Annotated in this window: 28 protein-coding genes; 11 read left to right on the top strand and 17 right to left on the bottom strand. The window is 72.9% G+C overall.

Annotation, left to right across the window (positions count from 1 at the left end; translation table 11 throughout):
- The first annotated feature begins 1 nt into the window (after window position 1).
- Entirely contained in the window at window positions 2–1435 is a 1434-nt protein-coding gene (locus tag ABZ635_RS16475) for a GntP family transporter (protein WP_357765342.1), read from the top strand.
- A 61-nt stretch (window positions 1436–1496) separates the two neighbouring features.
- A complete protein-coding gene (locus ABZ635_RS16470) occupies window positions 1497–2291 on the top strand; it encodes an SDR family oxidoreductase (protein WP_357765339.1) in 795 nt (264 codons plus the stop codon).
- 25 nt (window positions 2292–2316) lie between these two features.
- On the opposite strand, the gene ABZ635_RS16465 is transcribed toward ABZ635_RS16470, so the two are convergent.
- Window positions 2317–3081, bottom strand: coding sequence for an enoyl-CoA hydratase/isomerase family protein (locus ABZ635_RS16465; protein WP_357765336.1), 765 nt, complete (start codon window positions 3079–3081; stop codon window positions 2317–2319).
- A 145-nt stretch (window positions 3082–3226) separates the two neighbouring features.
- Between ABZ635_RS16465 and ABZ635_RS16460 the strand changes: the two genes are divergently transcribed.
- A complete protein-coding gene (locus tag ABZ635_RS16460) occupies window positions 3227–3568 on the top strand; it encodes a UBP-type zinc finger domain-containing protein (RefSeq protein WP_357765333.1) in 342 nt (113 codons plus the stop codon).
- Here ABZ635_RS16460 and ABZ635_RS16455 read toward each other — a convergent pair.
- Entirely contained in the window at window positions 3565–4143 is a 579-nt protein-coding gene (locus tag ABZ635_RS16455) for a PadR family transcriptional regulator (RefSeq protein WP_357765330.1), read from the bottom strand. The two genes, ABZ635_RS16460 and ABZ635_RS16455, sit on opposite strands and share 4 nt — an antisense overlap.
- A gap of 262 nt (window positions 4144–4405) precedes the next feature.
- Between ABZ635_RS16455 and ABZ635_RS16450 the strand changes: the two genes are divergently transcribed.
- Entirely contained in the window at window positions 4406–5647 is a 1242-nt protein-coding gene (locus tag ABZ635_RS16450; RefSeq protein ID WP_357765328.1) for a cytochrome P450, read from the top strand.
- Window positions 5648–5661: 14 nt separating this feature from the next.
- Here ABZ635_RS16450 and ABZ635_RS16445 read toward each other — a convergent pair whose 3' ends face one another.
- From ABZ635_RS16445 to ABZ635_RS16410, 8 genes are all read right to left on the bottom strand, one after another.
- Window positions 5662–6954, bottom strand: coding sequence for a cytochrome P450 (locus ABZ635_RS16445; RefSeq protein ID WP_357765325.1), 1293 nt, complete (start codon window positions 6952–6954; stop codon window positions 5662–5664).
- Complete coding sequence (locus tag ABZ635_RS16440) at window positions 6951–7526, bottom strand: ATP/GTP-binding protein (protein ID WP_357765461.1); 576 nt, start codon at window positions 7524–7526, stop codon at window positions 6951–6953. The genes ABZ635_RS16445 and ABZ635_RS16440 overlap by 4 nt, the downstream gene beginning before the upstream one ends.
- Window positions 7527–7590: 64 nt before the next feature.
- On the bottom strand, window positions 7591–7992 hold the full coding sequence (locus ABZ635_RS16435; protein WP_357765322.1) for a DUF742 domain-containing protein: 402 nt from the start codon (window positions 7990–7992) through the stop codon (window positions 7591–7593).
- Entirely contained in the window at window positions 7989–8408 is a 420-nt protein-coding gene (locus ABZ635_RS16430) for a roadblock/LC7 domain-containing protein (protein ID WP_357765319.1), read from the bottom strand. The genes ABZ635_RS16435 and ABZ635_RS16430 overlap by 4 nt, the downstream gene beginning before the upstream one ends.
- Before the next feature lie 97 nt (window positions 8409–8505).
- A complete protein-coding gene (locus ABZ635_RS16425; protein ID WP_357765316.1) occupies window positions 8506–10473 on the bottom strand; it encodes an ATP-binding protein in 1968 nt (655 codons plus the stop codon).
- 270 nt (window positions 10474–10743) lie between these two features.
- The gene (locus ABZ635_RS16420; protein WP_357765313.1) at window positions 10744–11094 is read right to left on the bottom strand and encodes a hypothetical protein; all 351 of its coding nucleotides are present in this window, start codon (window positions 11092–11094) and stop codon (window positions 10744–10746) included.
- Window positions 11091–12185, bottom strand: coding sequence for a serine hydrolase domain-containing protein (locus tag ABZ635_RS16415; RefSeq protein ID WP_357765310.1), 1095 nt, complete (start codon window positions 12183–12185; stop codon window positions 11091–11093). Before ABZ635_RS16415 ends, ABZ635_RS16420 begins: the two co-directional genes overlap by 4 nt.
- On the bottom strand, window positions 12178–12741 hold the full coding sequence (locus tag ABZ635_RS16410) for a helix-turn-helix domain-containing protein (protein WP_357765307.1): 564 nt from the start codon (window positions 12739–12741) through the stop codon (window positions 12178–12180). The genes ABZ635_RS16415 and ABZ635_RS16410 overlap by 8 nt, the downstream gene beginning before the upstream one ends.
- Window positions 12742–12942: 201 nt before the next feature.
- Here ABZ635_RS16410 and ABZ635_RS16405 point away from each other — a divergent pair, with 201 nt between their 5' ends.
- The 3 genes from ABZ635_RS16405 (at window position 12943) to ABZ635_RS16395 (ending at window position 15792) form a co-directional block, all read left to right on the top strand.
- The gene (locus ABZ635_RS16405) at window positions 12943–13449 is read left to right on the top strand and encodes a hypothetical protein (RefSeq protein ID WP_357765306.1); all 507 of its coding nucleotides are present in this window, start codon (window positions 12943–12945) and stop codon (window positions 13447–13449) included.
- A gap of 88 nt (window positions 13450–13537) precedes the next feature.
- The gene (locus ABZ635_RS16400) at window positions 13538–14653 is read left to right on the top strand and encodes a hypothetical protein (protein ID WP_357765303.1); all 1116 of its coding nucleotides are present in this window, start codon (window positions 13538–13540) and stop codon (window positions 14651–14653) included.
- Window positions 14650–15792, top strand: coding sequence for a hypothetical protein (locus ABZ635_RS16395; RefSeq protein WP_357765300.1), 1143 nt, complete (start codon window positions 14650–14652; stop codon window positions 15790–15792). Before ABZ635_RS16400 ends, ABZ635_RS16395 begins: the two co-directional genes overlap by 4 nt.
- Here ABZ635_RS16395 and ABZ635_RS16390 read toward each other — a convergent pair.
- From ABZ635_RS16390 to ABZ635_RS16380, 3 genes are all read right to left on the bottom strand, one after another.
- Complete coding sequence (locus ABZ635_RS16390) at window positions 15789–16235, bottom strand: carboxymuconolactone decarboxylase family protein (protein WP_357765297.1); 447 nt, start codon at window positions 16233–16235, stop codon at window positions 15789–15791. The genes ABZ635_RS16395 and ABZ635_RS16390 overlap by 4 nt on opposite strands.
- A 179-nt stretch (window positions 16236–16414) precedes the next feature.
- The gene (locus ABZ635_RS16385; protein ID WP_357765294.1) at window positions 16415–17128 is read right to left on the bottom strand and encodes a response regulator transcription factor; all 714 of its coding nucleotides are present in this window, start codon (window positions 17126–17128) and stop codon (window positions 16415–16417) included.
- Entirely contained in the window at window positions 17128–18366 is a 1239-nt protein-coding gene (locus ABZ635_RS16380; RefSeq protein WP_357765291.1) for a histidine kinase, read from the bottom strand. The genes ABZ635_RS16385 and ABZ635_RS16380 overlap by 1 nt, the downstream gene beginning before the upstream one ends.
- A 170-nt stretch (window positions 18367–18536) precedes the next feature.
- Between ABZ635_RS16380 and ABZ635_RS16375 the strand changes: the two genes are divergently transcribed.
- From ABZ635_RS16375 to ABZ635_RS16365, 3 genes are all read left to right on the top strand, one after another.
- A complete protein-coding gene (locus tag ABZ635_RS16375; protein ID WP_357765288.1) occupies window positions 18537–19313 on the top strand; it encodes an ABC transporter ATP-binding protein in 777 nt (258 codons plus the stop codon).
- Entirely contained in the window at window positions 19298–20950 is a 1653-nt protein-coding gene (locus tag ABZ635_RS16370) for a hypothetical protein (protein WP_357765285.1), read from the top strand. The genes ABZ635_RS16375 and ABZ635_RS16370 overlap by 16 nt, the downstream gene beginning before the upstream one ends.
- A 497-nt stretch (window positions 20951–21447) precedes the next feature.
- A complete protein-coding gene (locus tag ABZ635_RS16365) occupies window positions 21448–22026 on the top strand; it encodes a TetR/AcrR family transcriptional regulator (RefSeq protein WP_357765282.1) in 579 nt (192 codons plus the stop codon).
- Between the two features lie 105 nt (window positions 22027–22131).
- Here ABZ635_RS16365 and ABZ635_RS16360 read toward each other — a convergent pair whose 3' ends face one another.
- Window positions 22132–22773 carry a TetR/AcrR family transcriptional regulator C-terminal domain-containing protein gene (locus tag ABZ635_RS16360; RefSeq protein ID WP_357765279.1) on the bottom strand — a complete coding sequence of 214 codons (642 nt, stop codon included), beginning with the start codon at window positions 22771–22773 and terminating at the stop codon, window positions 22132–22134.
- A 199-nt stretch (window positions 22774–22972) separates the two neighbouring features.
- Between ABZ635_RS16360 and ABZ635_RS16355 the strand changes: the two genes are divergently transcribed.
- Window positions 22973–24148, top strand: coding sequence for an acyl-CoA dehydrogenase family protein (locus ABZ635_RS16355; RefSeq protein WP_357765276.1), 1176 nt, complete (start codon window positions 22973–22975; stop codon window positions 24146–24148).
- A 70-nt stretch (window positions 24149–24218) separates the two neighbouring features.
- Here the strand turns inward: ABZ635_RS16355 and ABZ635_RS16350 are convergent, their stop codons facing one another.
- The 3 genes from ABZ635_RS16350 to manA form a co-directional block, all read right to left on the bottom strand.
- A complete protein-coding gene (locus tag ABZ635_RS16350) occupies window positions 24219–24593 on the bottom strand; it encodes an FKBP-type peptidyl-prolyl cis-trans isomerase (protein ID WP_357765273.1) in 375 nt (124 codons plus the stop codon).
- A 96-nt stretch (window positions 24594–24689) separates the two neighbouring features.
- Window positions 24690–25073 (bottom strand): VOC family protein, encoded by a 384-nt coding sequence (locus tag ABZ635_RS16345; RefSeq protein WP_357765270.1) that lies wholly within the window; start codon window positions 25071–25073, stop codon window positions 24690–24692.
- 67 nt (window positions 25074–25140) lie between these two features.
- Entirely contained in the window at window positions 25141–26340 is a 1200-nt protein-coding gene (gene manA / locus ABZ635_RS16340) for a mannose-6-phosphate isomerase, class I (RefSeq protein ID WP_357765267.1), read from the bottom strand.
- Between the last annotated feature and the right edge of the window lie 464 nt (window positions 26341–26804).

Raw genomic sequence — 26804 nt, 5'->3', positions numbered from 1 at the left:
GATGAGCGCCCTCACCCTTCTGGGCATCGCGGCGGGCGGTATCGCCCTCCTGCTGGTGCTGATCATCCGCTTCAAGGTCCACGCGTTCGTGGCCCTGCTCCTGGTGAGCATCCTCGTCGGCCTGGCCTCCGGCATGCCGCTGGTCACCGTCCCGGCCACCGCCGACGCTCCCGAACAGCTCGGCGTCATCGCCTCCATCACCGCCGGGGTGGGCGGCACCCTGGGATCGGTCGCCGTGCTGGTCGCCCTGGGCGCGATGCTCGGCCGCATGATCGAGGTGTCCGGTGGTGCCGAGAGCCTGGCCGGGCGCTTCACCGGCTGGCTCGGCCCCAGGCGGGTCGCCGCGGCGCTCACCGGCGCCGCGCTGGTGCTCGCCATCCCCGTCTTCTTCGACGTCGGCTTCATCATCCTGGTGCCGATCATCTACGGGTTCTCGCGGGCGGCCGGGGTCGACCCGGTCAAGTTCGGCCTGCCGGTCGCCGGAATCATGCTGGCGGTGCACGTGTCCGTGCCGCCCCACCCGGGCATCGTCGGAGGAGCCGCGCTGCTCGAGGGCGACGTCGGCTGGATTCTCATCCTGGGTCTGATCGTGTGCGCGCCGCTGGCCTTCGTCGCCCACTACGTGTCCAAGCGCCTCAACCGGCGCGACATCCCGATGCTGCCCGCCACCCGCGCGCAGTTCGAGGCCTTCGGGTCCGCGGACGGAGCCTCCGGCCCGACGGGCACCGGCGGCACCGGAACGCTGAGCCGGACCGAGACCCCGCCCAGCGTGTGGACGGTGCTCGGGCTCATCCTCACACCGCTGGCGTTCATCATGGTCGGCACGACCTCGGCGACGGTCCTGCCCGAGGACCACCCGCTGCTCCCCGTGCTGTCGTTCGTCGGCTCCCCGGTCTTCGCACTGCTCGTCGCCCTGGTCCTCGCCTACTTCCTGCTGGGGGTGCGGCGCGGGTGGTCCACCGCCCACATCGGCGAGGTCATGGAGGCCGCCCTGCCGCCGGTCGCCGTGGTCGTGCTGGTCACCGGGGCGGGCGGGGCGTTCGCCCGCGTGCTCACCGAGAGCGGCGTGGGCGAGGCGCTCGCCGACACCCTCGCCGGGACCGGACTGCCGATCCTGCTCCTCGGGTTCGTGCTCTCCCTGGCGCTGCGCGCCTCCCAGGGGTCGGCGACCGTCGCGATCCTCACTTCGTCGGGCCTGCTCGCCGACATGGTGCTGGGCGGGGACTACTCCCCGGCCCAGGTCGCGCTCGTCGCGCTGGCCATCGCCTTCGGTGCGCTCGGGCTCTCCCACGTCAACGACTCCGGGTTCTGGGTGGTGACCCGCTACCTGGGGTTGTCGGTGGCCGACGGGCTGCGCACGTGGACCGTGCTGACCACGGTGCTGGGCGTGTCGGGGTTCCTGATCGTCAGCCTGTTGTGGCTGGTCCTCAGCTGACCCTGGCGACACACCCCGGACGGGGCGGACCCGGTCCGCCCCGTCCTTCTACTGTGTTCCCATGCGCATCGATCTTTCCGGCACCACCGCACTGGTCACCGGTTCGACCCAGGGGATCGGGATGGCCGTCGCGGCCGTGCTCGCGGACGCGGGCGCCCGGGTCGCGGTGAACGGACGCCGCCCGGAGCGGGTGGCGGAGGCGATCGACACCCTGACCGGTCGGGCCCCGGACCGGGACCTGGTCCCCGCCCCCGGCGACGTCACCACCGAGCAGGGCGCGGACGCGGTGCTCTCCGCCGTTCCCGAGGTGGACGTCCTGGTCAACAGCCTGGGGGTGTTCGGAAGTGCCCCGGCGCCGGAGATCAGCGACGAGGAGTGGCGGCGCTACTTCGAGACCAACGTGCTCTCCGCCGTACGGCTGATCCGCGCCACCCTGCCGGGGATGACGGAGCGCGGCTGGGGACGTGTGCTCAGCATCGCCAGCGACTCGGCGCTCGCGATCCCCGCGGAGATGATCCACTACGGGGCCTCGAAGACCGCGCTGCTCGCCGTCACCCGGGGCTTCGCCAAGCAGGCGGCGGGTACCGGGGTGACCGTCAACTCGGTGATCGCCGGGCCCACCCACACCCGCGGGGTGGAGGACTTCGTGTACGAGCTGGTCGACCGTGACCTGCCCTGGGATGAGGCCCAGCGCGAGTTCATGGTCCGGCACCGTCCGATGTCGCTGCTCCAGCGGTTGATCGAGCCCGAGGAGATCGCCAACATGGTGGCCTACCTGAGCTCCCCGCTGGCCTCCGCCACGACCGGCGCCGCCGTCCGGGTGGACGGCGGCTACGTCGACTCGATCGTGCCCTGAGCGGGCCGGGTCCGCCCGCCCCCGCTCACTCCCCGGTGAAGACGGGGGCGGTGCGGTCGAGGGAGGCGGCGACCCCCGCCCGGTGGTCCTTGGTACCGAGCAGCAGGGTCTGTTCGATGATCTCCCGTTCCAGGGCGGAGGGCAGTTCGGCGAACAGGCCCGCGCGGACGGTGGCCTTCATGGAGCGCACCGCCAGCGGCGCGGACCCCGCGATGTCGCGGGCCAGCCGCAGTGCCTCCTCCCGGAGCCGCTCCTCGTCCACGAGGTGGTCGGCCAGACCGATCTCGTGGGCCTCGGTGCCGGTGACCCGGCGGGCGGTGTACAGCATGTCGGCGGCCCTCTGCCCACCCACGATCCGCGGCAGGGACGCGCTCAGTCCGAACCCCTGGTGGAGTCCGAGCAGACCGAAGTTGGCGTGGAAGCGCGAGGAGGGCGCGGCCACCCGGAAGTCGGCGGAGCAGGCCAGGCCGAGCCCACCGCCCACGGCCGCTCCCTGGACCGCGGCGACCACGGGGACCGGCAGCGAGTACAGGCGCAGCCCCTGTCCGTAGATGGCGCTGAGCGTACGGACCGGGTCGTCACCGACTCCACCGGAGGCGAAGTCCACCCCGGCGCAGAAGTTCCTGCCCTCGGAGCACAGCACCAGCGCCCGGCAGCCCTCCGCGGCCAGCCGCTCGGCGGTGTCCGCGAGCTCCGTGAGGACGTCGAGGTCGAAGTGGTTGTTCGGTGGGCGGTGGATCTCCAGGACACCGACGTGACCGTCGATGCGTACGGACAACTCCTCGCTCATGGAGTGCCTTCCAGGTAGTGCGGGCCCCGGACACGGGACGTTGCCGGGGCGACCGGCGACGAGGGTATCGGGCCGCCCCCGGTCGGCGCCCACCGGGCGCGCGTTGCTCACGACCGGAGGGCGTCGCGGTGGTTAGCGTGACGACATGAGCAACGAGATCGACCCGACCACGCCGCCCAGCGGCACCGGATGCCAGGAGTGCCTCGACCGGAACGGGTGGTGGGTGCACCTGCGCCGCTGCGCCGCCTGCGGGCACGTGGGCTGCTGTGACAGCTCACCCTCCCAGCACGGCAGCCGCCACTTCGAGGCCACCGGCCACCCGATCATGCAGAGCTTCGAGCCCGGCGAGGAGTGGTTCTACGACTTCCGCACCCAGGAGGTCGGTTCCGGGCCGGAGTTGGCGCCGCCGACCTCGCACCCGCTGGACCAGCCGGTGCCCGCACCCGCCGACCGGGTGCCGAAGGACTGGCAGAGGCTGGTCAACTAGTTCGGGCCGCCGCCGGTCCCCCGGGCCCGGCGGCGTTCGAGGATCACCAGCGTGGCGGCTCCCCAGCGCAGGTTCTCCCGCTCGTGCGACCGGCCGCGCTGGAGGGTCAGGTAGGGGCCGACCCGGTCGGCCTCGCGCAGGTAGCGCTCCTCGTCGCGCCCGTCGAGCATGCGGGCCGCGATGCGGTCGTAGCGTTCGAGCTTGGCGCGGCTGAGTTCCATACGCTCCTCGAGGGCGCCGATCACCGCGTCCACGTCGGTCTCGTCCACGGCCTGGAGCCGGACCAGCAGGTCGTCGCGGATCGCGGTGGGCCGGACGGGCCGTCGGTTGAGGGAGCGCAACGCCTCGCGTCCCGCGTCGGTGACGGTGAACAGGCGCTTGTCCGGGCGACGCTCCTGCCGCACGACCCGCGCGCTGAGCAGGCCCTCGCCCTCCAGGCGGTCGAGTTCCCGGTAGAGCTGCTGCGGGGTCGCCGACCAGAAGTTCGCGACCCCGGCGTCGAACCGTTTGGCCAGGTCGTAGCCGGAGGCCTCGCCCTCCAGCAGCGCGGCCAGAACCGCCTCTCCCAGTGCCATTCCGACAAATTATCACCCCGACCCCCAAAACGGAGTGGAGGCGACCGCGCCCCGACCCCACCCGAGATGCGCTCCGGAGTATTCCCCCCTTCGCGGACATCCGAATCTCCCCCTACGGGCGCCCCAGAGACCTCACAAAAGCGGACCTATCGCCTTTTTCGCCGGGAAATCGCACCACTGCGGGGTGAGGGCTGGAACGCGCCGACACCCCTCCCTACTGTGAGGACACCTCCAACCCTCGCCACCGTTGGGAGCGTGACCCTTGACCAGCGCACACGACATCCCCGACCTGCTCTCCCCCGAGTTCGCCCGCGACCCCTACCCCGCCTACGCCCTGCTGCGCGCACACGACCCCCTGCACTGGCACGCCCCCACCTCCAGCTACGTCCTCTCCCGGTACGAGGACGTGCGCCGGGTCTTCCAGGACCGCGAGGGCGCCTTCTCCACCGACAACTACGGCTGGCAACTCGAACCCGTGCACGGGCGGACCATCCTCCAGCTGGACGGCCGCGAGCACGCGACCCGCCGCGCCCTGGTCGCGCCCGCCTTCCGAGGCCGCGAGCTCCAGGAACGCTTCATGCCGGTGATCGAACACAACAGCGCGGCCCTCGTCGACGCCTTCCGGGACCGGGGACGGGTCGACCTGGTCTCGGAGTACGCGACCCGGTTCCCGATCAACGTCATCGTGGACATGCTCGGCCTGGACCAGGCGCACCACGACCGCTTCCACGACTGGTACACCGCCATCATCGCCTTCCTGGGCAACCTCTCCCAGGACCCGGAGGTCGCCGAGGCCGGGCTGCGCACAAGGGAGGAGTTCGCCGCCTACCTGCTCCCGATCATCGCCGCACGCCGGGAGCGGCCCGGAGACGACCTGCTGTCCCGGCTGTGCCAGGCCGAGGTCGACGGGACCCGGATGACCGACGAGGAGGTCAAGGCGTTCTGTAGCCTCCTGCTGGCAGCGGGCGGGGAGACCACGGACAAGGCCCTGGCCAGCCTCTTCGCCAACCTCGTCACCCACCCGGAACAGCTGGCCGCGGTCCGCGCCGACCGCTCCCTGATCCCCCGCGCCTTCGTGGAGTCGCTACGGCTCACCCCGCCCGTGCAGATGATCATGCGCCAGGCCAGCCGCGACGTGGAGGTCGGCGGCGCCACGGTGCCCGCCGGGTCCACCGTCACCTGCCTGATCGGCGCGGCCAACCGCGACCCCGACCGCTTCACGGACCCGGACCGCTACGACCTCCACCGGCCGGAGCTGTCCGGGACCACGTCCTTCTCCGCCGCCGCCGAACACCTCGCCTTCGCCCTCGGCCGTCACTTCTGCGTGGGGGCGCTGCTCGCCGAGGCCGAGGTACGGGTGGCGGTCAACGACCTGCTCGACGCCATGCCCGACCTGCGCCTGGCCCAGGACGCCGTCCTGGAGGAGCAGGGCCTGTTCACCCGGGGCCTGCGGGAACTGCCTCTGGAGTTCACCCCGGTGTCCGGGCCCGACGGCTCCCGCTGACAGGCCCGCCGAGGCTACCGCGCACCGCCGCGCCGACGACCGATGTTCGGGGTGTAGCGCGCGGGGAGTTCGTAGAGCCCGCGCATCCACACCGAGGGCCGCCACCGCAGCTGGTCCGGCGGCACCCCCATCCGCACGTCCGGCAGCCGGTCCAGGAGGGTCTCCACCGCGGTGCGGGCGATGACCTCGGCCACCTCGGGCGCGGGGAACGGGCAACCGTGCTCCCCGTGCCCGAACGACATCTGCGCCCTGTTGCTCCCGAAGATTCCCAGATCACCGGTGTTGAGCCGGGGGTCGGCGTTGGCCGCGGCCATGCCCAACACCAGCAGGTCACCCCGCCTGATCCGGCGTCCCCCCAGCTCACAGGCCTGCACGGCCCACCGGCCGATGAAGTTCTGCGTGGGGGTGTTCTTCCACAGCACCTCGTTGAGCGCCTCCCCCGAACTACCGCGCCCGCCCTGGAGGGTGAGGGAGAAGTGGTCGTCCAGCAGCATGAGCCGCAACGTGTTGCCGATCCAGTTGCCGGTGGGCGCCTGCGCCGCCGACATGATCACCAACAGGTCGATGACCACCTCTTCGTCGGTGAGCGCCGCCGGGTGCGCGAGCAACCGCGACGGGATGTCGTCGCGTGGATGCGCGCGCCGCTCACCCACGATCCGCCGCATGCGTTCCTGGACCCGGTGGTGGGCCGCACCGGCCTCTGCGGTGACGTCGAGGGACACCAGGATGTCGCGGACCAGGTCGGGGACCTCCGCCGACGGCAGGCCGTACAGCCGGGCGATCACCCCCGCCGGGATGTGGTGGGCGTACTGGCTGACGAGGTCGGCCTCGCCGTCGCCCGCGAAGTGGTCGATGAGGTCGTCGGAGACCTGCTCGCACAGGGTCCGCAGGTCGGCGCGGTCCGTGGCGTCCAGGGCGTCGCCGATCGCCCCGGCCCGCCGCTGGTGCTCGGCCCCCTCGGCGAACATCACCGAGGGGGTCCACATGACGTAGGGCAGCAGCGGCCAGGCGTCGTCGACGTGGTCCCACATGTTCCACCGGCGGCAGTCCCGGGCGAACCACTCCGGCCGGTCGGACACGTGGTGCAGCTCCCGGTAGCCCAGCACGAACCAGGCGGGGATGTCGCCGTCCAGCAGGATGGGGGCGACCGGCCCGTAGTGGCGGCGCATCTCCTCGTAGAGCGCCACCGGGTCGCAGGCGATGTCCGGCCCGTAGAAGCGCATGGCGTTCACGTGGTCGGGGGACAGGGGCGCGGGCCCCCGGGTCGGGGGGACGAGCGTCCCCGGGACTCCGAGGTTGTCGTTCACGATGACCTCTCCGGTGCGGGCGCGGGCGGACGGTACCGGGACAGATGGCGGACGAGGGTGACCAGGACGTCGCGGCTGGACTCGCGGCGGCGGGCGTCGCACTCCAGCAGGGGGACGTCGTTGGACAGGTCCAGGGCGTTGCGCACGTCGTGCAGGTTCGGTCCGGGCGCGAACCGGTTGACCGCGACGACGAACGGGGTGTGGTGGTGTTCGAGCCGGTCGATGGCGTACCAGGAGTCCTCGACCCGGGCCGTGTCGACGAGGACCACCGCGCCGAGGCTGCCCGTGAAGATCTGCTCCCAGAGGAACCAGAACCGCTTCTGGCCGGGGGCACCGAAGAGGTAGAGCACCCGGGTGGCGTCGATGGTGATCCGGCCGAAGTCGAAGGCGGCCGTGGTGGTGCGCTTGTCGCGCACCGCTCTGAGGTCGTCGACCCCGTCGCTGGCCTGGGTCATGACCTCCTCGGTGCTCAGCGGGCGCATCTCGCTGACCGAACCGACCAGGGTCGTCTTGCCCACACCGAACCCGCCGACGACGACGATCTTCAGCGCCTGGCTCGCGGTACTGGCCAACGGCGGGCGTGCCGGGGCGGGGGGCGCGTGCTCCGGCGGTGCGGTGGTCGTCCGTCCGTGGACGTCAGAGTCGTTGGAGGGCAAGGAGCACCTGCTTCAGGGTCTCGGGGTCGTGCCTGGGCCCTCCCCGCGAGGGGAGCGACCGTACGGGTACGGGGTGCCGCGCGGCCACGGCTCCGGTGTCCAACAGGTCGGTGAGGAGCACCTTCACGACGCTGACCGGCACCCTGAGTTCGGCCGACAGCTCCACCACCGCGGTGGGACGGGTGCACAGCCGCAGGATGCTGGCGTGTTCGGACTGCATGTCGGGCGCGGGACCGGACTCGGCGACGACGAGGGTGACCGCGTCCATCGCGGGGTCGTCGGCGTCCGCGCGCCCCGAGGTGACCGTGTAGAACCGGTCCGGTGCCTCGGCGCCGACCGGCGCGCTCTGGGCGGCGTTGCCGCGAGGGGATGCCGTGTTCATCGCGACGGGTCCACCTCGTGGGGCCTGCGCCGGGGACCGGCGGTGACGGTGCCGCTGATCTGGTCGACCACCTGGTTCATGTGGCGGGCGACCACCGCCACCTTGGCCTCGAATCCGGCGATGACGGCCAGGTGGGCACCCTCGCCGGCACCGATGATGAGCAGGAGTCCGCCGCCGTACTCCAGCATGGCCTGACCCGACCCGCTCCCGTCGCCGAACTCGGCGGAGGCGCTCAGGGACAGGCTCTGGACCCCGGCGGAGATGGCGGCGAGCTGGTCGGCGCGGTCCACGTCCAGCTCGCGCGTGTGGCACAGCTTGAGCCCGTCCCTGGACAGCACCAGGACGTGCCGGATGCCCGGTGTCCGGTGGCGTAGGTCCTCAAGCAGCCAGTCGAGACTGGCGTCCGTGGTCGTCATGGGATCGCGGGGCGGTCGTCCGGCCGTGGTGCCACCGGGCGCCCCTCCCTCCGTTCCTGTGCGTTCGGTGTGTGGTTCCGCGAGGTGGGGGCGGCGCTCACCGGTCATCGCCCCAGAGGGTGGCGGGGCCGTCCTGCGGGTCGTCGCCGTCGTCGTCGCGGAAGGCGGCCAGACGGTCGGGAAGCTCCCTGCGCGCCTGGACGTCGACGTCGCGGCGGGCGGAGGGGAAGAGCTGTTCGGGGTTCTCCCGGACCGCCTGGGCCAGGGTGAGGCCCCGGTAGCGCCGCGGCATGTCGAGCGCGGGTTCGGGGGCGCCGTCCCCGTCGGGGCCGGTGTCGGTCGAGGTGGCGCCCGGCACGGGGACGGACGCCGGTGAGGGCCCCTCGGCGGGCTCGGCCGTGACCGGGAGGTGCTCGGGGGTGGTCGCGGGGTGGGCCGCCAGCTCGCTGACGATGTCGCCGACGGGGTCGAACGCGCCGGTGCGGCGTCCGCCGTCGCGGCGCGCGAGCGGCGGTCGGTCAGGGGTCGGCTCCGACACGGCACGGTAGGCCGCGGGGCGGGGCTCCGGGGCGGCCGCGGGGACGGCATCGCGCGCGGGGGCGCCGACCGCTGGCCCGGACACGCCGTTCCTCGCGGCCGTCCCCGCCGACTCGATCCCGCGCACGATGCCGGTGTCCCGCGCGAGTTCGGCCTCCCTCGCCAGCTCCTCCTCCCGCTCCTTCTGGAGCCGGGGCGGCAGCGGCATCTCGTAGGCGGTGACCAGGTGCGGCGGGATCAGGACGACCACCCCGGTGCCGCCCCGGGCCGAGGGGCGAAAGCTCACCTGGAGGTCGTACTTGTCGGCGAGCGCGCCCACCACCGCCAGCCCCATGCGCAGGCCGGGAAGCGTGGCCAGGGTGCGGGGCTCCTCGATGTAGTTCTCCGCCGCCCGGCGCTCCCGCTGGCGCAGCCCCCTGCCGCTGTCCTCGACGGTGACGGTGACCCCGCTGTCCTCTTCCTGCGCGTAGACGTTCACGTCCGTACCGTTGGCGGAGAAGTTGGCGGCGTTGTCCATGAGTTCGGCGAGCACCTGGATGACGCCCTCCGCGGCGTGCCCGACCACCGCCGAACGGTGGGTGTAGTGCAGGCGCACCCGCCGGTAGGCGGTGATGCGGCCCTGGGCGCCGCGCAGGATGCTCTCCATGCCGATGGGCCGGTTCCAACGGCGCCCGGATCGCCCCCGGGCGAGGGTGACGAACGCGTCCGCGAGGCGTCCGGTGCGGGAGACGTTGTGGTCCACCGCCAGGAGGTCGTTGAAGACGTCGGTGCGGTCGCCGTAGCGGAACTCCAGATCGCGGAGCTGGGCGAGCAGGGTGGTGAGGTGGGCCTGGACGCGCCCGCCGATGTTGGCCGCCGAGATCAGGGCGGTGGCGCTGCGGCGTTCGGCGACCACCAGCTCCTCGATCACGCGTGTGCGCAGCCGGGCCACGGCCGGGTGGACCTCACGGAGTTCCCGGGCGAGCCGTTCCTCGGCGATGGTGCGGTCCTCGCGGACCCGGCCCACGATGAACGCCAGGGTGGCGTCGGACAGGTCGCGGACCTCGTCCTCGATCTCGGTGCGGGCCGTGCGGGCCTCGGTGGCGCGCAGCTCGGCGTCGGCCAGCTGGGTGGTGAGGGCGTGGGCGAGCCGGTCGACCGTGGGGTGGGTGGGGCGAGGGTGGTCGCGGAGCACGCGCTGTAGGGGTCTGCCCTCGCGGGCGGCGTGTGTCAGGGCGGGCAGGAGGGCGTCGACGACCCGCCCCGTCTCCTCCTCCAGAGTGCGTGCCCCCGCGCTCAGCCTGGCGCCGTGGGCCAGGGCGGCGCGCGCCACGGCCGCGTGGTGGACGGCGGTGGCCACCGCCGCGCACAGCAGCAGGGCTGCGGCGCCGACAACCAGCGCGACGGCCGACCGTGCCTGTTCGGGGCTCTCGATCACTGTCCAGGACCACGCCGGGGCGGCCAGGGCCGACGTGGCCAGGAACGCGACGAGGGCCTGCTGGCCGGGGCGCGGGAGGGGGCGTTTCCGGTCGGACAGGTGTACGGCCATGAATGGGTTCCTCGCGGCTTCCCGTGCGGATGGCGGGTCAGTCGCCGTTTCACCCGCCCGTGTCACGTGTGCTGGATGGCACTCCGGGCGTCCCGAGGGGGGGGAACACTCCGGGGTGGATGGATTTCACGTTAGACCAACCCCGGGAAGCGCGGGGAGTTTTCCACAAGCAGGCCCACCTGCCAGCACAAAGACCCTCGAAAGGGTCACCCCATCACGCGTCTTCTGCGGATATTACTTATGTGCACAATATTGCCGCGTTAGAGAAATTCAGGACCTTGGCCCCTCCGTTCCGCTCGGAGAATCCGGCGGTGACTCCGGAACCGGACCGTGCCTCCACCGCAGGTGGTGCCACCGGGACGCCCCGGCCCCCAGCGCGACCGCGACCAGGCCAGTGTTGACCCACCACAGGGCGACGGGCAGGTGCAGCCACGCCACCGCCCACAGGGCGTAGGCGGCGACCAGGACCACGCCGCCGCACCGGCGGAGCACCGCCCAACGGCCGCGGAAGGCGCGCGGACCCTCGTCCGCGCGCGCGGACCGCACCGCCTCCCAGGCCTGGGAGGCGGAGATCAGCGTCAGCACCGTCCACACGGCGAGCGCCACCAGGGCGTCGTTCACGGCGTCTCCAACAGGAGTTCGAGCGCGGCGTCCTCGACGCCGACGGGACTGTCGGCCAGGACGACCACGGCCCGGCCGCCCTCGCGGTCCAGGGCGACCATCGCCGCGAAGCCGCCGGTCATGCCGTTGTGCCAGGTGACGTCGGTGCCGTCGTGGTCGGTGACGAACCACCCGAGGCCCACACCGTCTCCCTCGCCGTCGTCCCAGCGGGGGTCCAGGGCCAGCACGCCGGGCGCCTGCCCCGCCACCAGCGCGCGGGCGAGCAGCCCCATGTCACCGCCGGTGGAGTGCACTCCGCCTATGGGTGCCCAGGTGGCGTCGGCCGAGGGAGCGTACGGACGCCCGTTCCTGCCGTGGCCGACCGCCGCCGTGGAGGGGACGTCCTCGGGGTGGGCGGGGACGACCGTCCGGTCCATCGCGAGGGGTTCGAGGACGCGCTCGCGCAGCAGGGTCTCGTAGTCGGTCCCGGCGGCCTCGGCCAGGGACTGCCCGAGCAGGGCGGGGCCGAGGTTGGAGTAGGCGAACGCGCCCCGGTCCGTGAGGTCGGCCCTGGCGGCGCCCGCCACCAGGGAGTCGAGGTCCCCGGTGTAGGGGTCGCGGTTGCGCAGGGAGTCCAGGAACATGGTGAGCGCGGTCGACACCCCCGGCGGGTTCCTGGGCAGACCGGACCGGTGGGAGGCGAGCTCGGCGAGGGTGACCCGGGCGGCGGGAGCCTCACCCAGGTCCAGCAGCGTTCCCAGCCGGGTGTCCGCCTCCACTTCACCGCGTGCGATCGCCTCGGCCAGCAGCAGCCCGGTCAGCGCCTTGGTGACGGAGCCGACCTCGTACAGGGTCGTCCCGTCGGCACCGAAGTAGGCCTCCCTGACTCGGTCGCCGTCGACCTCGACGACGGCCGCGGTCCGCCGGGGCCCCGCCTGCAGCAGGGGGCGGGCGCGCTCGGCCAGTTCGGCGTCCCCCGACGCCCGGGCGGACAGCTCCATGGGCGCGGGCGCCACGGCGAGTCCGGCCGCCACGACGACGGCGGCCACGAGCGCCGCCGTGAACCGGCCCCGTACGCCGACGGGCGTGCGCCTCGGCCTCTCCTCAGCCACGGGCTGCGGTGAGGACGACCAGCAGGGGCACCAGCCGCTCCGGCGGGATGACGTAGCGGCCCCGTCTGAGCGTGACCAGCCATCCGGCCGCGACCAACAGGTTCACGTGGTGGTAGATCTGGCCGCTGGTGCCGAACTCGGCGCGCTCCTTCAGTTCGGCGACGGTGGACACGCCCGAGTGGACCGCGTGCAGGATGCTGAGCCGCACGGGGTGCCCGAGGGCGTCGAGGTTTCCGGCCAGGGTGGACCAGTCGAGGTGTTCGACGGCCTCGACGGCGCTTCCGTACTGCCACTGGACCGGTTCGGCCGCGCCCTCGACCGGGACGACGCCCGCGAAGACGACCTCCCCGCCGTCGAGGGCGCGCTCCTTGAGGGCCTCCAGCGCGAAGAAGCGTTCCGTGTAGGTGGTCTCGGCGGGATCGGCGTCGGCCCGGGAGGGTTGCGCCCGGGCCGACCGCTCCAGATCGCGGACGCGGGCCTCGATGGCGTCGAGGCGCTCCTCGACGCTGGAACGGGGGGTGGGTTCGGTGGGTTCTGGCACCCGGCCACGGTACACGATTATACGTTGTTACGTAGAACCAGATTTACCGTGCGGCCCTGTCGCACTTGCCCGTTTTTGCCTGATCCGAAGGAGGAGGTGCCGTCCCGCTGACGCCCCGTACCCGATGATGAGGGGGCGGAGACGGTATCCGCCCTGCTCGTAGTACCCGACAGGTCGCCCCCGTCAGTCTCCTGGGCGACCGGGAGAGGAGCACCCATGCGGACGCAGGCCAACGGTTGGCAGTACTTCGTCGCCACACTGCTCATCGTCACCGGAGCCATCAACGTCATCCAGGGGCTCGCGGCGATGTTCACCCCGGGATTCTTCGTCGCCACCGAGACCCAGATGCTCCTCCTGGAGTACGGGGCGTGGGGCGTCCTCCTCGGCCTCTGGGGCGTGGTGCTGGTCGTCGCCGGTCTGGCGGTCCTGTCCGGCAGCACCTGGGCCCGGGCCTTCTCCATCGTCCTGGCCGCCCTGAACGCCATCGCCCAGCTGGCCTTCCTGATCGCGATGCCCCTGTGGTCGGTGGTGGTCATCGCCATCGACATCCTGGTGATCTACGGTCTCACCGCGGGCTGGCCCGTCGCGGTCGGAGACGACACGAACGAACGATCCGAGGACGCCGGCTACCGCGCCGGGTACCGGGCCGCCCACGAACGCCCGCACGCGGCGCCTCGGCCGACCTCGTCTCCGGAACAGGGCCAACAGCGCTCCAACAGCTGAGCGCCGTCGCCGCCCCCGATCCGCGCTGCCGGGTCGGGGGCGGTTCCCCGCCAGCCACCCGGCCCACGGCAAACCTACGATGAGAGGTATGCGCACCCCCCACCCGAACACGTCGCCGGTCCGTGTGTCCGCCGCCGTGATGACCCACCCCCGCCGATCCCGCGACGCCGAGAGAGTGGCCTCGCACACCGGCCTGTCCCCCACCGAACTGGCGCCCGACCCCGAGCCCGACGGTCCGCCCACCGCGCTGCGCGCCGCCCGGGTCGCCTTCGCGGCGGCCGAGCGCCACGACACCACCCACCACCTGGTCCTCCAGGACGACGTCCGTCTGGCCGGGGACTTCGCAGCTACCGTGCGGCACTACCTGGACGCGCACCCGGACGCCGCCGTGTCGTTCTTCGTCGAGTGGGGGTCGCGCACGGCCACCCTGGCACGGTGGGCGGTGTTCACCGGGGCCGGAGCGGTTCCGGTGGTCAACCCCTACGTACCCACGGTCGCCCTGGCGCTTCCCCGAACCGTGTCCGCCGGGCTCGCCCGGTTCCTGGCGGAGGAGGGCCGACCGGACCAGCCCGACGACCGCGAGGTACTGCGCCACGTCCACCGCACCGGCACCCGCGCCCTGGTGGCGGTACCCAACCCCGTGGAACACGACGAGCTGCCCAGCCTGGTCGGAAACGCCGGTCACGGTGCCCGCCGCTCCGTGTGCTTCTCCGACACGGCGGCGCCGTCTCCCGCGACGTCCCTCCTGGAGCCGCCGCGCGCGCTCCCCCACCTGAACTGGACCACCGGCGAGACCGGCCTCATCGACCTGGAACACGACGTTCCCGAGGCCCACGTCCCCCTGGAACAGGCCCTGGCGCGCTGGGGCGCCGACGCCGATCGGACGGCGCACGCGCTGTCGGCCAGTGCCGGCAGCGCGCTGGCCCGGCTCGTGCCGCGACCGCGCCTGGACGCCGTCTGGCGGACCGCGGCGGCCAACGGCGCGGTGCTGGAGGGCCGCTGGCCCGGAGTGGTCGGCGGGCTCCGGCGCAGGCTGGACGAGGCCCCCGTGGAGCGCGCGCTCGCCACCCTGGTGCCGGGTGCGCTGCGCGCCCTGGTCGACGTCTGCGCGCTGGAGGAGCACCGGTCGGAGGTGGTCCGGCTGACCCTGGACGCCCTGGAGTTCGGAGCCGAACACTGCCCCGCCCCGAAGGAGGCCCTGTGACCACCGCCGTACGGATCTCCTGCGCCGTGATGACCCACCCGCGCCGGGCCGGAGCCGCCCGCGCGCTGGCCGCGTCCCTGCCGGAACTCTCACCGACCGTCGTCACGGACCCCGCCCCCGAGGGGGCGCCCTCCACCCTGCGGACCTCCCTCGCGGCGTGGGCGGCCGTACCGGACCGGGCCACCCACCACCTGGTCCTCCAGGACGACGCCGAACCCCGGCCCGGGATGATCGGGGCGCTGACCGCCCTAGTCACCGCCCACCCGCGGGAACCGCTGAGCCTGTTCTGCGAGTGGGGGTCGGCGACCGCGACCACCGCCCGCTGGGCGGCCCTGGGCGGCCACGGTCTGGCCGAGTGCGTCGACCAGTACGTGCCCACGGTCGGTCTCCTGCTACCCGCCCCCGTGGCCCGGGAACTGGTGGCGACCGTCGCACCTCAGGGGCGCGAGGAGGAACCCGACGACGAGGCCCTGGCCCGGTTCCTGGAGCGCACCGGCCGAACGGCCCTGGTCACCGTGCCCAACCTGGTCGAGCATGACGGCGACCTGAGCCTGGTCGGCAACGGCCACCGGATGGGCGTGCGCCGGTCGGTCCTGCTCCGGGAGGCCGGGGACCCCGCGCCCGACCCCCGCGTGCTGCGTGCCCCCTCGATGGTGCCCTTCGTGAGCTGGCGCCGCGCCCGGGCGGCCGCCGCCCTGTGGGACACCACCGGCCCGGGCCGCCACGCCGGGCACCGCGCACACCTGCGCGCGGCCCTGGCCGAGGACGGGCTCCCCCACGCCGAACTGGTACGGGAGCTGGACACCTGGCTGGCCACGGAGCCGGGACGGCGACTGGAGGGCATGCTCGGATTCGGTCTGCCGCACGAGTTGTGGCTGGCGGCCACCGCCGTGGCCGCGTGGGCACCGCTGCCCGCGCGGGACCTCGCCGCCCCGGGCGCGGTGGCGCGACGTGCGCTGGCCACCCTGGCGCCCGGGGGCCTGCGCACGGTGGTGCCCCAGGTGCTCGACGACGAGGTCGCCCTGGCGGACCTGTCCGCGCTGGTACTGGCCGCCTTCGCCGTCGGCGCACGGGCCCGCGCCACCGGCGCCGTTCCCCGCCGGGAACCCGCTCCGGCGGGGAACGGCCGGGAGGCCTAACGCTTCCTGGGGTGCAGCTGGCTCGTCACCGCGAGCCGGTTGTAGAGGTTGATCATGGCGATGGCGGACATCAGGGCCGCGAGCTCGGTCTCGTCGAAGTGCTCGGCGGCCGACTCGTAGGCCTCGTCCGACACCCCGGTGCCACCGAGCTCGGTCATCTCGTCGGTGAGTGCCAGGGCGGCCCGCTCGCGCTCGGTGAAGCGCTCCCCGGCTTCGTACCAGGTCGAGACCAGGAAGAGCCGCTGCTGGGACTCACCCTCCTCGAGTGCCTTGTGGGTGTGCAGGTCCACGCAGAAGGCGCAGCCGTTGAGCACCGAGGCCCGGAGCTTGATCAGTTCGAGCAGTCCGACGTCCAGGTGGCCGGCGACGACCTGGTCGATCTCGTCGAGCTTCTTGTAGACCTCCGGAAGCTTCTTCGCCCACACCACGCGCTTTTCGGCCATGAGGACCGTCCCCTCGTCATCGAACAGCTGTCGCGCCAGATGCTACGGCCCCGAGCCCCCGCGCCACCACCAGACCCCGATATGTCCCCCCGGGTCGCCTCCTCGCCGTCGGCTCCGTCGTACGGCCCCGGGTCCCACGGCCCCGGGGTCGAGCGGGGGTGGGTGACGGGACGGCGGGTTCAGCCCTGCGGGTCGCGGGCGTCGTGCGTGAGCAGTGCCAGTTGGATGCGACCCGACAGGTCCAGCTTGGTCAGGGCACTCGACACGTGCGCCTTCACGGTGCCCATCGACATGTGCAGCCGCTCCCCGATCTCCGCGTTGGACAGGCCCTCGGTCACCGCCTCGGCCACGTCCCGCTCCCGGTCGGTGAGCAGCGCCATGCGCGCGCGGGCGCGATCGCGGCGGGTGGGCGCCGCGGAGCGCTCGGCCGGGTCGGTCCCGGCCACCCGGTCCATCAGCGCACGGGCCACGCTCGGCGACAGCACCGGTTCGCCCAGGGCGGCACGGCGCACCGCCTCGGCGATCCGCGCCGGGTCGGTGTGCTTGAGCAGGTATCCGGCGGCACCGGCCCGCAGGGCCTCCACCACGGTGGCATCGGCGTCGAAGGTGGTGAGGACCAGCACCTGCGGTCCCGGCGCTCGGCCCGCCCCGGCCTCCGGCCCCGACCTCAGCCGGGCGGTCGCGGTGATGCCGTCGACGCCCGGCATGCGTACGTCCATGAGCACCACGTCCGGGCGGTGTTCGGCCACGGCGGCGGCCACCTGGTGGCCGTCGTCGGCCTCACCCACCACCTCGATGTCCCCGCCGCCGGAGAGCATCAGCCGCAGACCCGCGCGTACCAGGGCGTCGTCGTCCACGAGCAGGACCCGGACCGGGGCCTTCACGGTCTCCACTACGGAACCCTTCCTCTGTCGGCCCCGTGGGGCTCCGCGTACGGCCGCGCCCGCCAGGGCAGTACGGCGGTCAGGCTGAACCGGCCCTGGGAGGGGCCGTGCCTCAACCGGCCCCCGTCGAGCCGTACCCGTTCGGCCAGGCCCGCCAGCCCGGCACCCGCTCCGGGGATCTCGCTGTCGGCCCTGCCGATCGGCAGTACGTTGCTGACCACGACCACCAGGTCGCGGCCGGGGGCGCCGGTGAGTGTGACCGTGACCTTCGCTCCGGGCGCGTGTTTGCGGGAGTTGGTCAGGCCCTCCTGCACCACCCGGTAGGCGGTGTGGCGCACCTGGTCACCGGGCTCGGCCCCCTCGGGCAGGTCGGCGGTGTACGAGACCTTCTCCCCCGCCTCCGCGGCCTCGGCCACCAGACGGGCGACCTCGGCGAGCCGGGGCGGCCGGGTGTCCTCGTCGTCCCCGGTCAGGTCGCCCGAGCGCAGAACGGTGAGGATGGCGCTCAGTTCGTCCAGCACGCGGTGCGCGTTGTCCCGGATCACCCGGACCGCGGCACCCACCTCGGTGGCCTTCAGCGGGGCGGCCTCCCCCGACTCGGCCCGGTCGGTCCGGTAGGCCAGCGCCCCGGCGTGCACGGAGAGCAGGGACATGCGGTGGGCGACCACGTCGTGCATCTCGCGGGCGATCCTGCGGCGTTCGTCTACCCGCGCCGCGGTCAGGCGCTCCTCGCGTAGTTCGCGCTCGCGCCGTACGTCCTCCCTCAGCCGCTCGACCAGGCTCCGGCGGGAGCGGACCGCCGCGCCCCAGGCCACGTAGGCGCTGATGAGGATGACGATGACCAGACCGGTCACGATCGAGTCGCTGGTGGAGTCGGGCACGAGCGCCACCCAGGGCAGCCCGAGGACCACCGTCAGCGCGGCGGTGAGGACCGCCTGGGTCAGGGGGCGGTAGACGGCCAGCCCGACCAGGGCCACCGTGAGCGCGCCGAACACCGCCGTGGAGAGCGACGACATCAGGACGATGACCAGGGCGACCACCAGCGGGCTGTCGCGGCGCCACCACAGGGCCAGGCAGGCCGGCGGGAGGCAGGCGAGGTCCAACCACAGGAGCCAGAGCGGGACCCGGTCGGTGGGATGCAGGTCCGCCGCGTACCCGACGAAGGACAACAGGCCGAGGGCGACCACGAAGACCAGGAGGAGGACGTCCACCACGAGGTCGCGTCGGCTGCGGCCCCTCGGCTCCATACGCCCCTCCACTCCGTCGTGCTCGTGCCCGGGTTCCAGCCTAGAACGGCGCGGCCGCCCGGCGCCTCGGCCACCAGGCCAGCGGAGGGCGTCCCGCCCTGGCCACCCGGCCAGGGCCTCTGTCCGGTCGGCCGATGCGGGCGGGGCCGTGATCCCGGAAGATGGATGGCATGACAAGCGCCGACGTTCCGGCTCTGGAGCTGGACGGACTCACCAAGACCTTCAACGAGACGCGCGCCGCCGACGGCGTGAGCCTGGCCGTGCCCCGTGGTGCCACGATGGGCCTGGTCGGCCCCAACGGCGCGGGCAAGACCACCTCGTTGTCGATGGCGGTGGGCCTACTGCGCCCGGACGCGGGAACCGCCCGGGTCCTGGGCGTGGACGTGTGGCGGGAGCCGGTCGAGGCCAAGCGTCGGCTGGGGGTGCTTCCGGACGGCCTGTCGCTGCCCGAGCGCCTCACCGGGGGCGAGCTGCTCGACTACTGGGGGCGGCTGCGCGGCCTGGGCCGCGACGTCACCCTGACCCGGGCCCGGGAGCTGCTCCAGGTCCTCGAACTGGACGGCGCCGAGCGCGACGGAGTGCTGGTGGCGGAGTACTCCACCGGTATGCGCAAGAAGATCGGTCTGGCCACGGCCCTGCTGCACGCTCCCGAGGTGCTGGTCCTGGACGAGCCGTACGAGGCGGTGGACCCGGTGTCGGCGCGGGTGCTCACCGCGATCCTGCGCCGGTTCACGGACGGCGGCGGCACCGTGGTGATCTCCAGTCACGTCATGGCCCTGGTGGAGCAGCTCACCGACCGGGTCGCGATCATCGCGCGCGGTCGGGTGCTGGCGGACGGCACGCTCGGGCAGGTTCGGGGGGCGGACGCCACGCTGGAGGACACCTTCGTCCGGCTGGTCGGAGCCCGTGAGGTCGGGGAGGGGGATCTGGCGTGGTTGAACTCCTGATCCGGCTCAAGTTCACCCTGGGGCGCCACAGCGGCCTGCGGATCGTCTCCCTGCTGGCGATCGTCCTGGGGACCGGACTCACCTGGTACTGGGCGGTGGTGGCCACGAGCGACCAGGTGAGGTCGGGCCTGCTGATGCTGGCGCTGGCGGTCTGGTGCGGGGGCTGGGTGCTCGGCCCGACCATCACCAACGGCGTGGGGGTACTGCGCTCCCAGTACTTCAGCCTGCTTCCGCTGGACCGCGGCCGCGTGGGCGCCGGACTGCTGGTGTCAGCGTTCGTCGGCGCCGGCCCGCTGCTCACCCTGGTGGCCACGGCCGCGGTGGCCTGGCACGCGTGGCTCTCCGACCCGGCCACGCTGTTCCTGGGCCTCCTGGGCATGCTGGCGCTGTTGGTGTTCATGGTCTCCCTGTCACGTCTGGTGTTCCGGGCCCTCGGTGTGGCCATGCACAGCCGGATCGGGATGGAGATCGCCTCCCTCCAGTGGGGGCTGATCGTGGCCGGTCTCTTCTTCGGGTGGCTGGCGATCCAGCCCGCGCTGTCGGCGATGTCGGCGCTGACGCGGGAGGGACTCCAGGGGACGGCCCTGGGCGTGCTGTCGGTGCTGCCGACCTCCTGGCCGGTGCTGGCGGTGGACGCGGCGGCCACAGGCGCCTGGGGGACCGCCTTCGGTTGGCTCGGCGCACTCGGCCTGCTCACGCTGGCGACGGTGCTGGTCACCGTCCGGCTGCTGGCGCCGAGCGTGGCCGCCCGTGGTGTGCGCAGACGGGCGCGCCCCCTGGGTTCGCGGGTGCTGGACGGTGGGCGCTCCCTCCTGCCGGACACCCCGCTGGGCGCGGTGGTCGGCAAGGAGCTGCGCCAGTGGTGGCGTGACCCGTGGCGTGGGCTGGAACTGCGCGCGGCACTGTGGACGGGTCTCATCATGGCGGTGTTCGGGCTGGTCGCCCAGCTACCACAGATCCCGCCCTTCGCGGGTGTGATCGCCCTGTTGGTGATGGGGATGGGCGGTTCCAACATGTACGGGCACGACGGCACCGCGCTGTGGCTGACCGTGGTGGGGCAGGGCGCGGACACGGTCCGCGCCGAGGTGCGGGGCAGACAGATCGCGCTGGCCCTGCTCATCGGCCCGGCGTCGGCCCTGCTGAGCGTGGTCGCCGTGGTGGTCTCCGGCGCGTACTGGGCGACGCCGTACGTGGTGTCGAGCCTGGTGGTCTTCCTGGGGGTGAGCACCGGACTGTCGATCCTGTTGTCGGTGGTGGCCGTGACCCCGGGGGTCGATCCGCATCTGCGGGTGGACGCCAACGACGCCGGTGACAACCAGCTCCAGGTGTGGGTCACCCTGGCGGCCCTTCCGTTGCTGTCGGCCCCCACGTTCGGCGTCCTGGTGTGGGCGGGTCTCGTGGGAGTCCCCTGGCTGGCCGTGCCCGTGGCGCTCGCCAACGGGGCGCTGGCCGCCTGGCTGCTGGGCGGAGCCGCCCACCGACGCCTGGAGGGACGTCTGCCGGAGACCTTCACCCGTATCCGTTACGGCAGGGAGATCGCGGCCCGGGGACTGCCCCGTGACGGCGGAGGACCGCTGGACCGGTTGGAGCGGGGCGCTCTGACGACCAACGCGGACACCCGGCCCACGGGTTCGTGACCCCGGGGCCACGCCACCGGCTCGCGCCGCGTCACGGGGGTCACACTCCCCGTGCGACGCCCGCCCCCGGACCGGCCCGGCGGTTCGGCCGTCTCCGGAGTCGCGCGGTGTGCCCCTGACGGGCACCGTGTGAACCGATCAGACCACTCATGGAAGAGCGGCGCCGGTGGTGGCCCCGGGCCACCACCGGCGTACTTCCCGCACGCGCCGACTCGCGATCCGGAACCCGTGCCCAGCCCGGCCGGGGACGCCTTCCCCGGACCCACTGCCAGAGCCGTTCCCACGCCCATCGCGTCACCTGGACCCACCACCCTCCGCACGACCGTTCTCCTTCGATACTGCGGGAGCGCGCGAGCCCCCACAAGCCCACGCGTCCGGCCTGTGGACAACGCCCGTCCCGCCGATGCCCTCCCCCGTTGTTGAGGTCTTACGGCCGGGACGGTCACCCCGGCTCCTGTGCCAGAGTGGGGCCCGGGTGGACCAGCAGGAGGTTGCAGATGGCTCGGAAGGCCGACCCCGCGAGGCGACGCGAGGTCCTGGACGCCGTGATCGAACAACTCGCGGAGACCGGGATCAGCGGGTTCACGCTGCGCGGCCTCGCCCAGGGGCTGGGGCAGAGCACCCGCGTGCTCACCCACCACTTCGCCGACCGCGAGGACCTGCTCTCGGCGGTACTGTCGCGGCTCGACGAACGACAGCACGCGGCACTGGTGGCCACGAAGGGCTGGGCGGACCCGTCGGTCCCGGTCGGCGACATCGTCCGCGACTCCTGGGAGCGCAACCTCGGGCCGGAACTGCCCATGACACGGCTCGTCCGGGAGATCGAGGGGCTGGCCTCGGCGGGACGCCTGCCCGCCTCCAGCGCGGGGTTCCTGCGCGGGCGCGCGGAGTTCGTCGCCTCCTGCCTGGTGCTGCGCGGCGCCCCCGCCGACCGCGCGCTGAGTCTGGCCACCCTGCTCAACGCGGGCTTCGCCGGGCTGGAGTCCGACTACCTGTCGACCGGTGACCTCGGGCGCGCCGAGGCGGGGCTGGACCTGCTGTGCGCGTGGATCGACACGGCGGCGCCGACCGGCTGACCCCCGCGCCCCCGACCGACGATCCCTCCCGGCTGCCCCCGTGTTCGCCTCCCGTGGCCGGACGGTTTCGCCGGCCTCCGGGCCGGCTGACGCACGCGCCGGAGCTCAGCCCTCGGTCCGCACCCGCACCCGCTCGTAGACCGGGGTCAGGCCGTCGAGGAAGGCCAGGAGCGCCAGCTCGAAGCTGTCCTCGTCGATCTCGGCGGCGACCTCGGCCAGCCGGTGGGCCTGTGACAGGTTCGGATACCGGTCCTGGTACACCCACACGTCGTCGTCGAAGCCGCCCGCGAAGGAGTGGGTGGCCGCCCCCACGACCAGGTACTTGGTGGAGGCACCGATCATCGTGGCGTACCGGGGCGGCCAGCCCGCGCCCACGAGCCCGCCGTGCACGGCGTCGGCGCGGCGCAGGGCCTCCTCGCGGCGGCCCGGCCCGGCGGCGATCACGGGCAGCAGGTTGGGGTGCCGGGCGAGGGCGGCACGGTAGGAGCGGGCCCACACGGCCAGGCCCTCCCGCCAGTCTCCGCCACCGAAGGCGGAGACGTCGATGTGCGTGGTGGCCTCCTCCGCGACCTCGCTGAGCAGCTCCTCCTTGGTGCGGTAGTGGCTGTACAGCGAGGCGGCCCGCACGTCGAGCTCCTGGGCGAGCCTGCGCATGGACAGCTTCTCCAGCCCGTCCCGGTCGATGAGCGCGAGCGCGGCCTCGCGGATGGCCGGTCTGCTCAGGAGCGGTGTCTTGGGTCGGGCCACGGCGGGGCTCCCCTTCCGCGCTGTTCGTCACGTGCCGGACCGTCCGGCGTCAGCGCTGATCATCGCACGAGGGCGCGCGGTCTCGCCGCCGCACGCGGGCCGGGCCGTGTCCCGAGCGCGGGTTCCTCCCCCTTGCGCGGGCCGCGCGAGGGCACGTACTCTCAACTAACCGAACAGCGTTAGGTTAGTGGGGTTAGCCGTGATCGATTTCTCACTGAGCGAAGAGCAAAAGGCCATTAGGAGCTGGGTACGGACCTTCGTCCAGCGGGAACTGATGCCGCTGGAGAACGACGTGCTGCGCCGCGAGCGCGAGGGCCACCCTCCCGGCCTGACGCACGAGGAGAGGAACCGGCTGCGCGCGCTCGCCCGCGAGTCCGGCTTCTGGGGCGTGGCCACTCCGGAGGAGTTCGGCGGCATGGGCCTGGACGCCGTCACCGAAGCCCTCATCGAGACCGAACTCGGGCGCACCTTCCTCACCTTCAAGTTCGGCGGCGAGGCGGACAACATCCTCTACCACGCCAACGAGTGGCAGCGGCGCTCCTACCTGGTCCCCACCATCGAGGGCGAGCGCTCGTCGTGCTTCGCCATCACCGAGCCCGGCGCTGGTTCGGACGCCAAGGCCATCCGCACCCGGGCCGTGCGCGACGGCGACACCTGGGTACTCAACGGCGAGAAGACCTTCATCACCGGCGGCATGGAGGCCGACTTCGCGCTGGTCTTCGCGGTCACCGATCCCGAGAGGGGGGCCGACGGGGGCGTGACCTGCTTCCTCGTCGACCGCGACATGGGGTGGACCTCCGAGCCCATCGACACCATGGGCGAGCGCCGCCCGGCGTCCCTGGTCTTCCAGGACGTGCGCGTCCCGCACGAGAACGTCCTCGGCGAGGAGGGGAGGGGCTTCGAGCTCGCCATGCAGTGGATCGGCCGGGGCCGCTACCTGCTGCCGGCACGGGCGCTGGGAGGGTGCGAGCGGCTGCTCGACATGGGTCTCGAGCACGCGAGGACCCGTGAGACCTTCGGCGCCCCGCTCGCGGACCGGCAGGCCATCCAGTGGATGATCGCCGACTCCCAGACCGAGATCGAGGCGCTGCGGCTCCTGGTGCTCCACGCGGCGTGGCGGGTCGCGAGCGGGCGGGACTCACGGCACGCCCAGGCGATCGCCAAGCTGTTCGGCGGGGTGAAGGCCAACGAGATCGTCGACCGCGTCATGCAGATTCACGGCGGCATGGGGTACACGCGGGAGCTGCCCGTGGAGCGGTTCTACCGCGACCTCCGGCTGCTGCGCATCTTCGAGGGCACCGACGAGATCCAGCGCCGCACCATCGCCCGCGACCTGATCAGGGGGCACGTGAAGGTCGGCGCCACCCTCGTGTAGCCGTCCGCGCTCCCGCCGCCCGGTGCGGGCGGTCCCGGACCGGGCGGCGGGAGGGGTCGGGCGCGCCGACCTAGGCGACGTCGACCAGGTCGACGACGAACACCAGGGTCTCCCCCGGCTTGATGAGGGCACCGGCGCCACGGTCGCCGTAGGCCAGGTTCGGCGGGATGACCAGCTGACGGCGGCCGCCGACGCGCATGCCCAGGACGCCCTGGTCCCAGCCGGAGATGACCTGACGGGCGCCGAGCTTGAAGCGCAGCGGCTCGCCGCGGTTCCAGCTGGCGTCGAACTCCTCGCCGGTGGAGTGCGAGACACCGACGTACTGGACGCTGACGGTGCTGCCGTGCCCGGCCTGGGCGCCCTCACCGACGGTGAGGTCGGTGATCTGGAGGTCCGCGGGCGGCGGGCCCTCGATGAAGTCGATCTCGGGACGCTCAAGCGCCATGGTGGATCTCCTCGGTTGAAGACGTGAACAGAGGGACCCAGGCTATCGGTGGTGACCGAGGGGGCTGGACGGAGCGCCAGGGGCGGCACACGGCGGTCAGGCGCCCGAGGCCGCCCGGTCGGAATCGCCGCGCAGGACGCAGAACTCGTTGCCCTCGGGGTCGGCGAGGACCACCCAACCGGAGCCGTCCGGCCTGCGGTGGTCGCCGACGAACGTGGCGCCCACCCCCAGCAGCCGCTCCACCTCCCGTTCCCGCGAGGTCTCGGGGCGCAGGCACAGGTGCAACCGGTTCTTGTCCTGCTTGACCTCGGGTACCTGGTTGAAGTGCAGCACCGGGCCCTGCGCCGACAGGACCTGGGTCTCGGGGTCTCCGGGCTCGGACTCCGGGTGGCCCGGGCGCCCGGTCACCTCGCTCCAGAACCGGGCCAGGGCGTAGGCGTCCGTGCAGTCGATCGCGATGTTGAGCACCGTGGAAGTCATGGCCGCCAGTATGGGCGGCCCCGTCTCCCGCGCGCCAGGGGTTATCGGCCCCGGGCGGACCCGGGCCTCACACCCTGGCGGGCTCGTGGTCGCCCACGGTGGCGGCGACGACGTGTCCGTGGCCCTCCAGTTTGATCGGGCCGCTGTCGGCCTGGACGAACACCGACTCCCCCCGCCCCAGGGTGACGCCCTCGCCGACCTCCGCGACCAGGTCCACCGTCCCGCGCAGCGCCAGGACCACGGTGGGCCCGTCGCCCGGCAGGTGGGCGGCGATCCGGCCCGGGCCGATCTCGTGGAGCGCGAACTCCGGCGCCGCCGGGCGGAACTCCCGTCGGCCGTCGAGGAACCCGGGTTGGGCGTACGGGATGGGCAGGACCGAGAAGTCCACCACGTCCAGGAGTTCGGGGGCGTCGACGTGTTTGGCGGTCAGGCCCGCACGCAGAACGTTGTCGGAGCTGGCCATCACCTCCACGGCGGTGCCCTGGAGGTAGGCGTGCAGGTTGCCCGCGGGCAGGAAGAGCGCCTGCCCAGGCCAGAGCGTGACCTTGTTGAGCAGCAGCGACGCCACGGCCCCCGGGTCTCCCGGGTAGCGTTCGGCCAGGTCGGTGACGGTCTGCGCGTGGGCTCCGCGCCCGCCGCTGCCCGACCACTCCCGGACGAAGTCGCCGATCATCCGGTGGCGGTCGGCGAGCGGCAGTGTCAGCAGGCGGGTGAGCGCCGCGCGCAGAGCCGTCCGGGTGTCGGCGTGGGACAGGTCCTCGCGGAGCACGTCGGCCAGGTCGTTGTCCAGCCCGGAGAGGTCGGCGGCGGTGGCGGCCGGTTCGCGGAATCCGCACAGGGCCTCGAACGGCTCCAGGGCGAGGAGGAGCTCGGGCTTGTGGTGCGGGTCGCGGTAGTTGCGGTGGGGGGCGTCCAACGGGATGCCCGCGCGCTCCTCGGCCTCGAAGCCGGAGCGGGCCCGGGCGGCGTCGGGGTGGACCTGGAGGGAGAGCGGCGCCTCGGCGGCGAGGTACTTCAGGAGGTAGGGCAGGCGGCCGCCGAAGCGTTCGGCGGTACCGCTGCCCAGGACGCGGTGCGGGTCCTCGCAGATGAGCTCGGGCAGGGGTCTGTCGCCGTCGTCGCAGTGCGCGGTGCTGGGGGCGCCGTGGTGGGCGCCCAGCCACAGTTCGGCCTGGGGGGTGCCGTCGGGTTCGGTGCCCAGCAGGCGGGGGATGGCGGCGCGCGCTCCCCAGGCGTACGGACGTACCCTGTTGGTGAGCCTGTGCATCCGCTCCCCGCTTTCCCGTCGGCGTGTTCTCACCCCGTGGACGCTCCGGTGAGGTGTGAACAGTCTTGCCAAGAGACGCCTCCCGGTCGACACGGCACGCCCCACATCTCGCGGTAGTGCACACTTCACCTCGCCAGTTGGGCAGGCACCCGGTTCGCCCGGCGCCCGGTGACGGCAACGAAGTTACTGGGAAGTAAACCACGTTCGCGGACACGTGAACAGCACCACACTGTCACCTTCCAGAGACAACTGACGGTGCCCTCCAGGGTGATTCATGATGCCATCCGCGTGACGAGAAGGCCGGTTCCGAACGCGCCGTTCCCGGGATCGGACTCCGAGAATCGGGATGCCGTCCGCGCCCCCGGTCCTCTAGATGAGTGATTCCAAGGGGTCAGTGATCGTAAGCGGTCAATGAGCGTAGGACCGGCTGGCCGGTGCGGTCGTTGTGCCAGACCACGGCGGTC

This window comes from Nocardiopsis sp. NPDC007018, from assembly GCF_040635075.1.
Taxonomy (GTDB): domain Bacteria; phylum Actinomycetota; class Actinomycetes; order Streptosporangiales; family Streptosporangiaceae; genus Nocardiopsis.
Note: the sequence above shows the minus strand (reverse complement) of the source record. Positions and strands in the feature narration are given on the sequence as shown.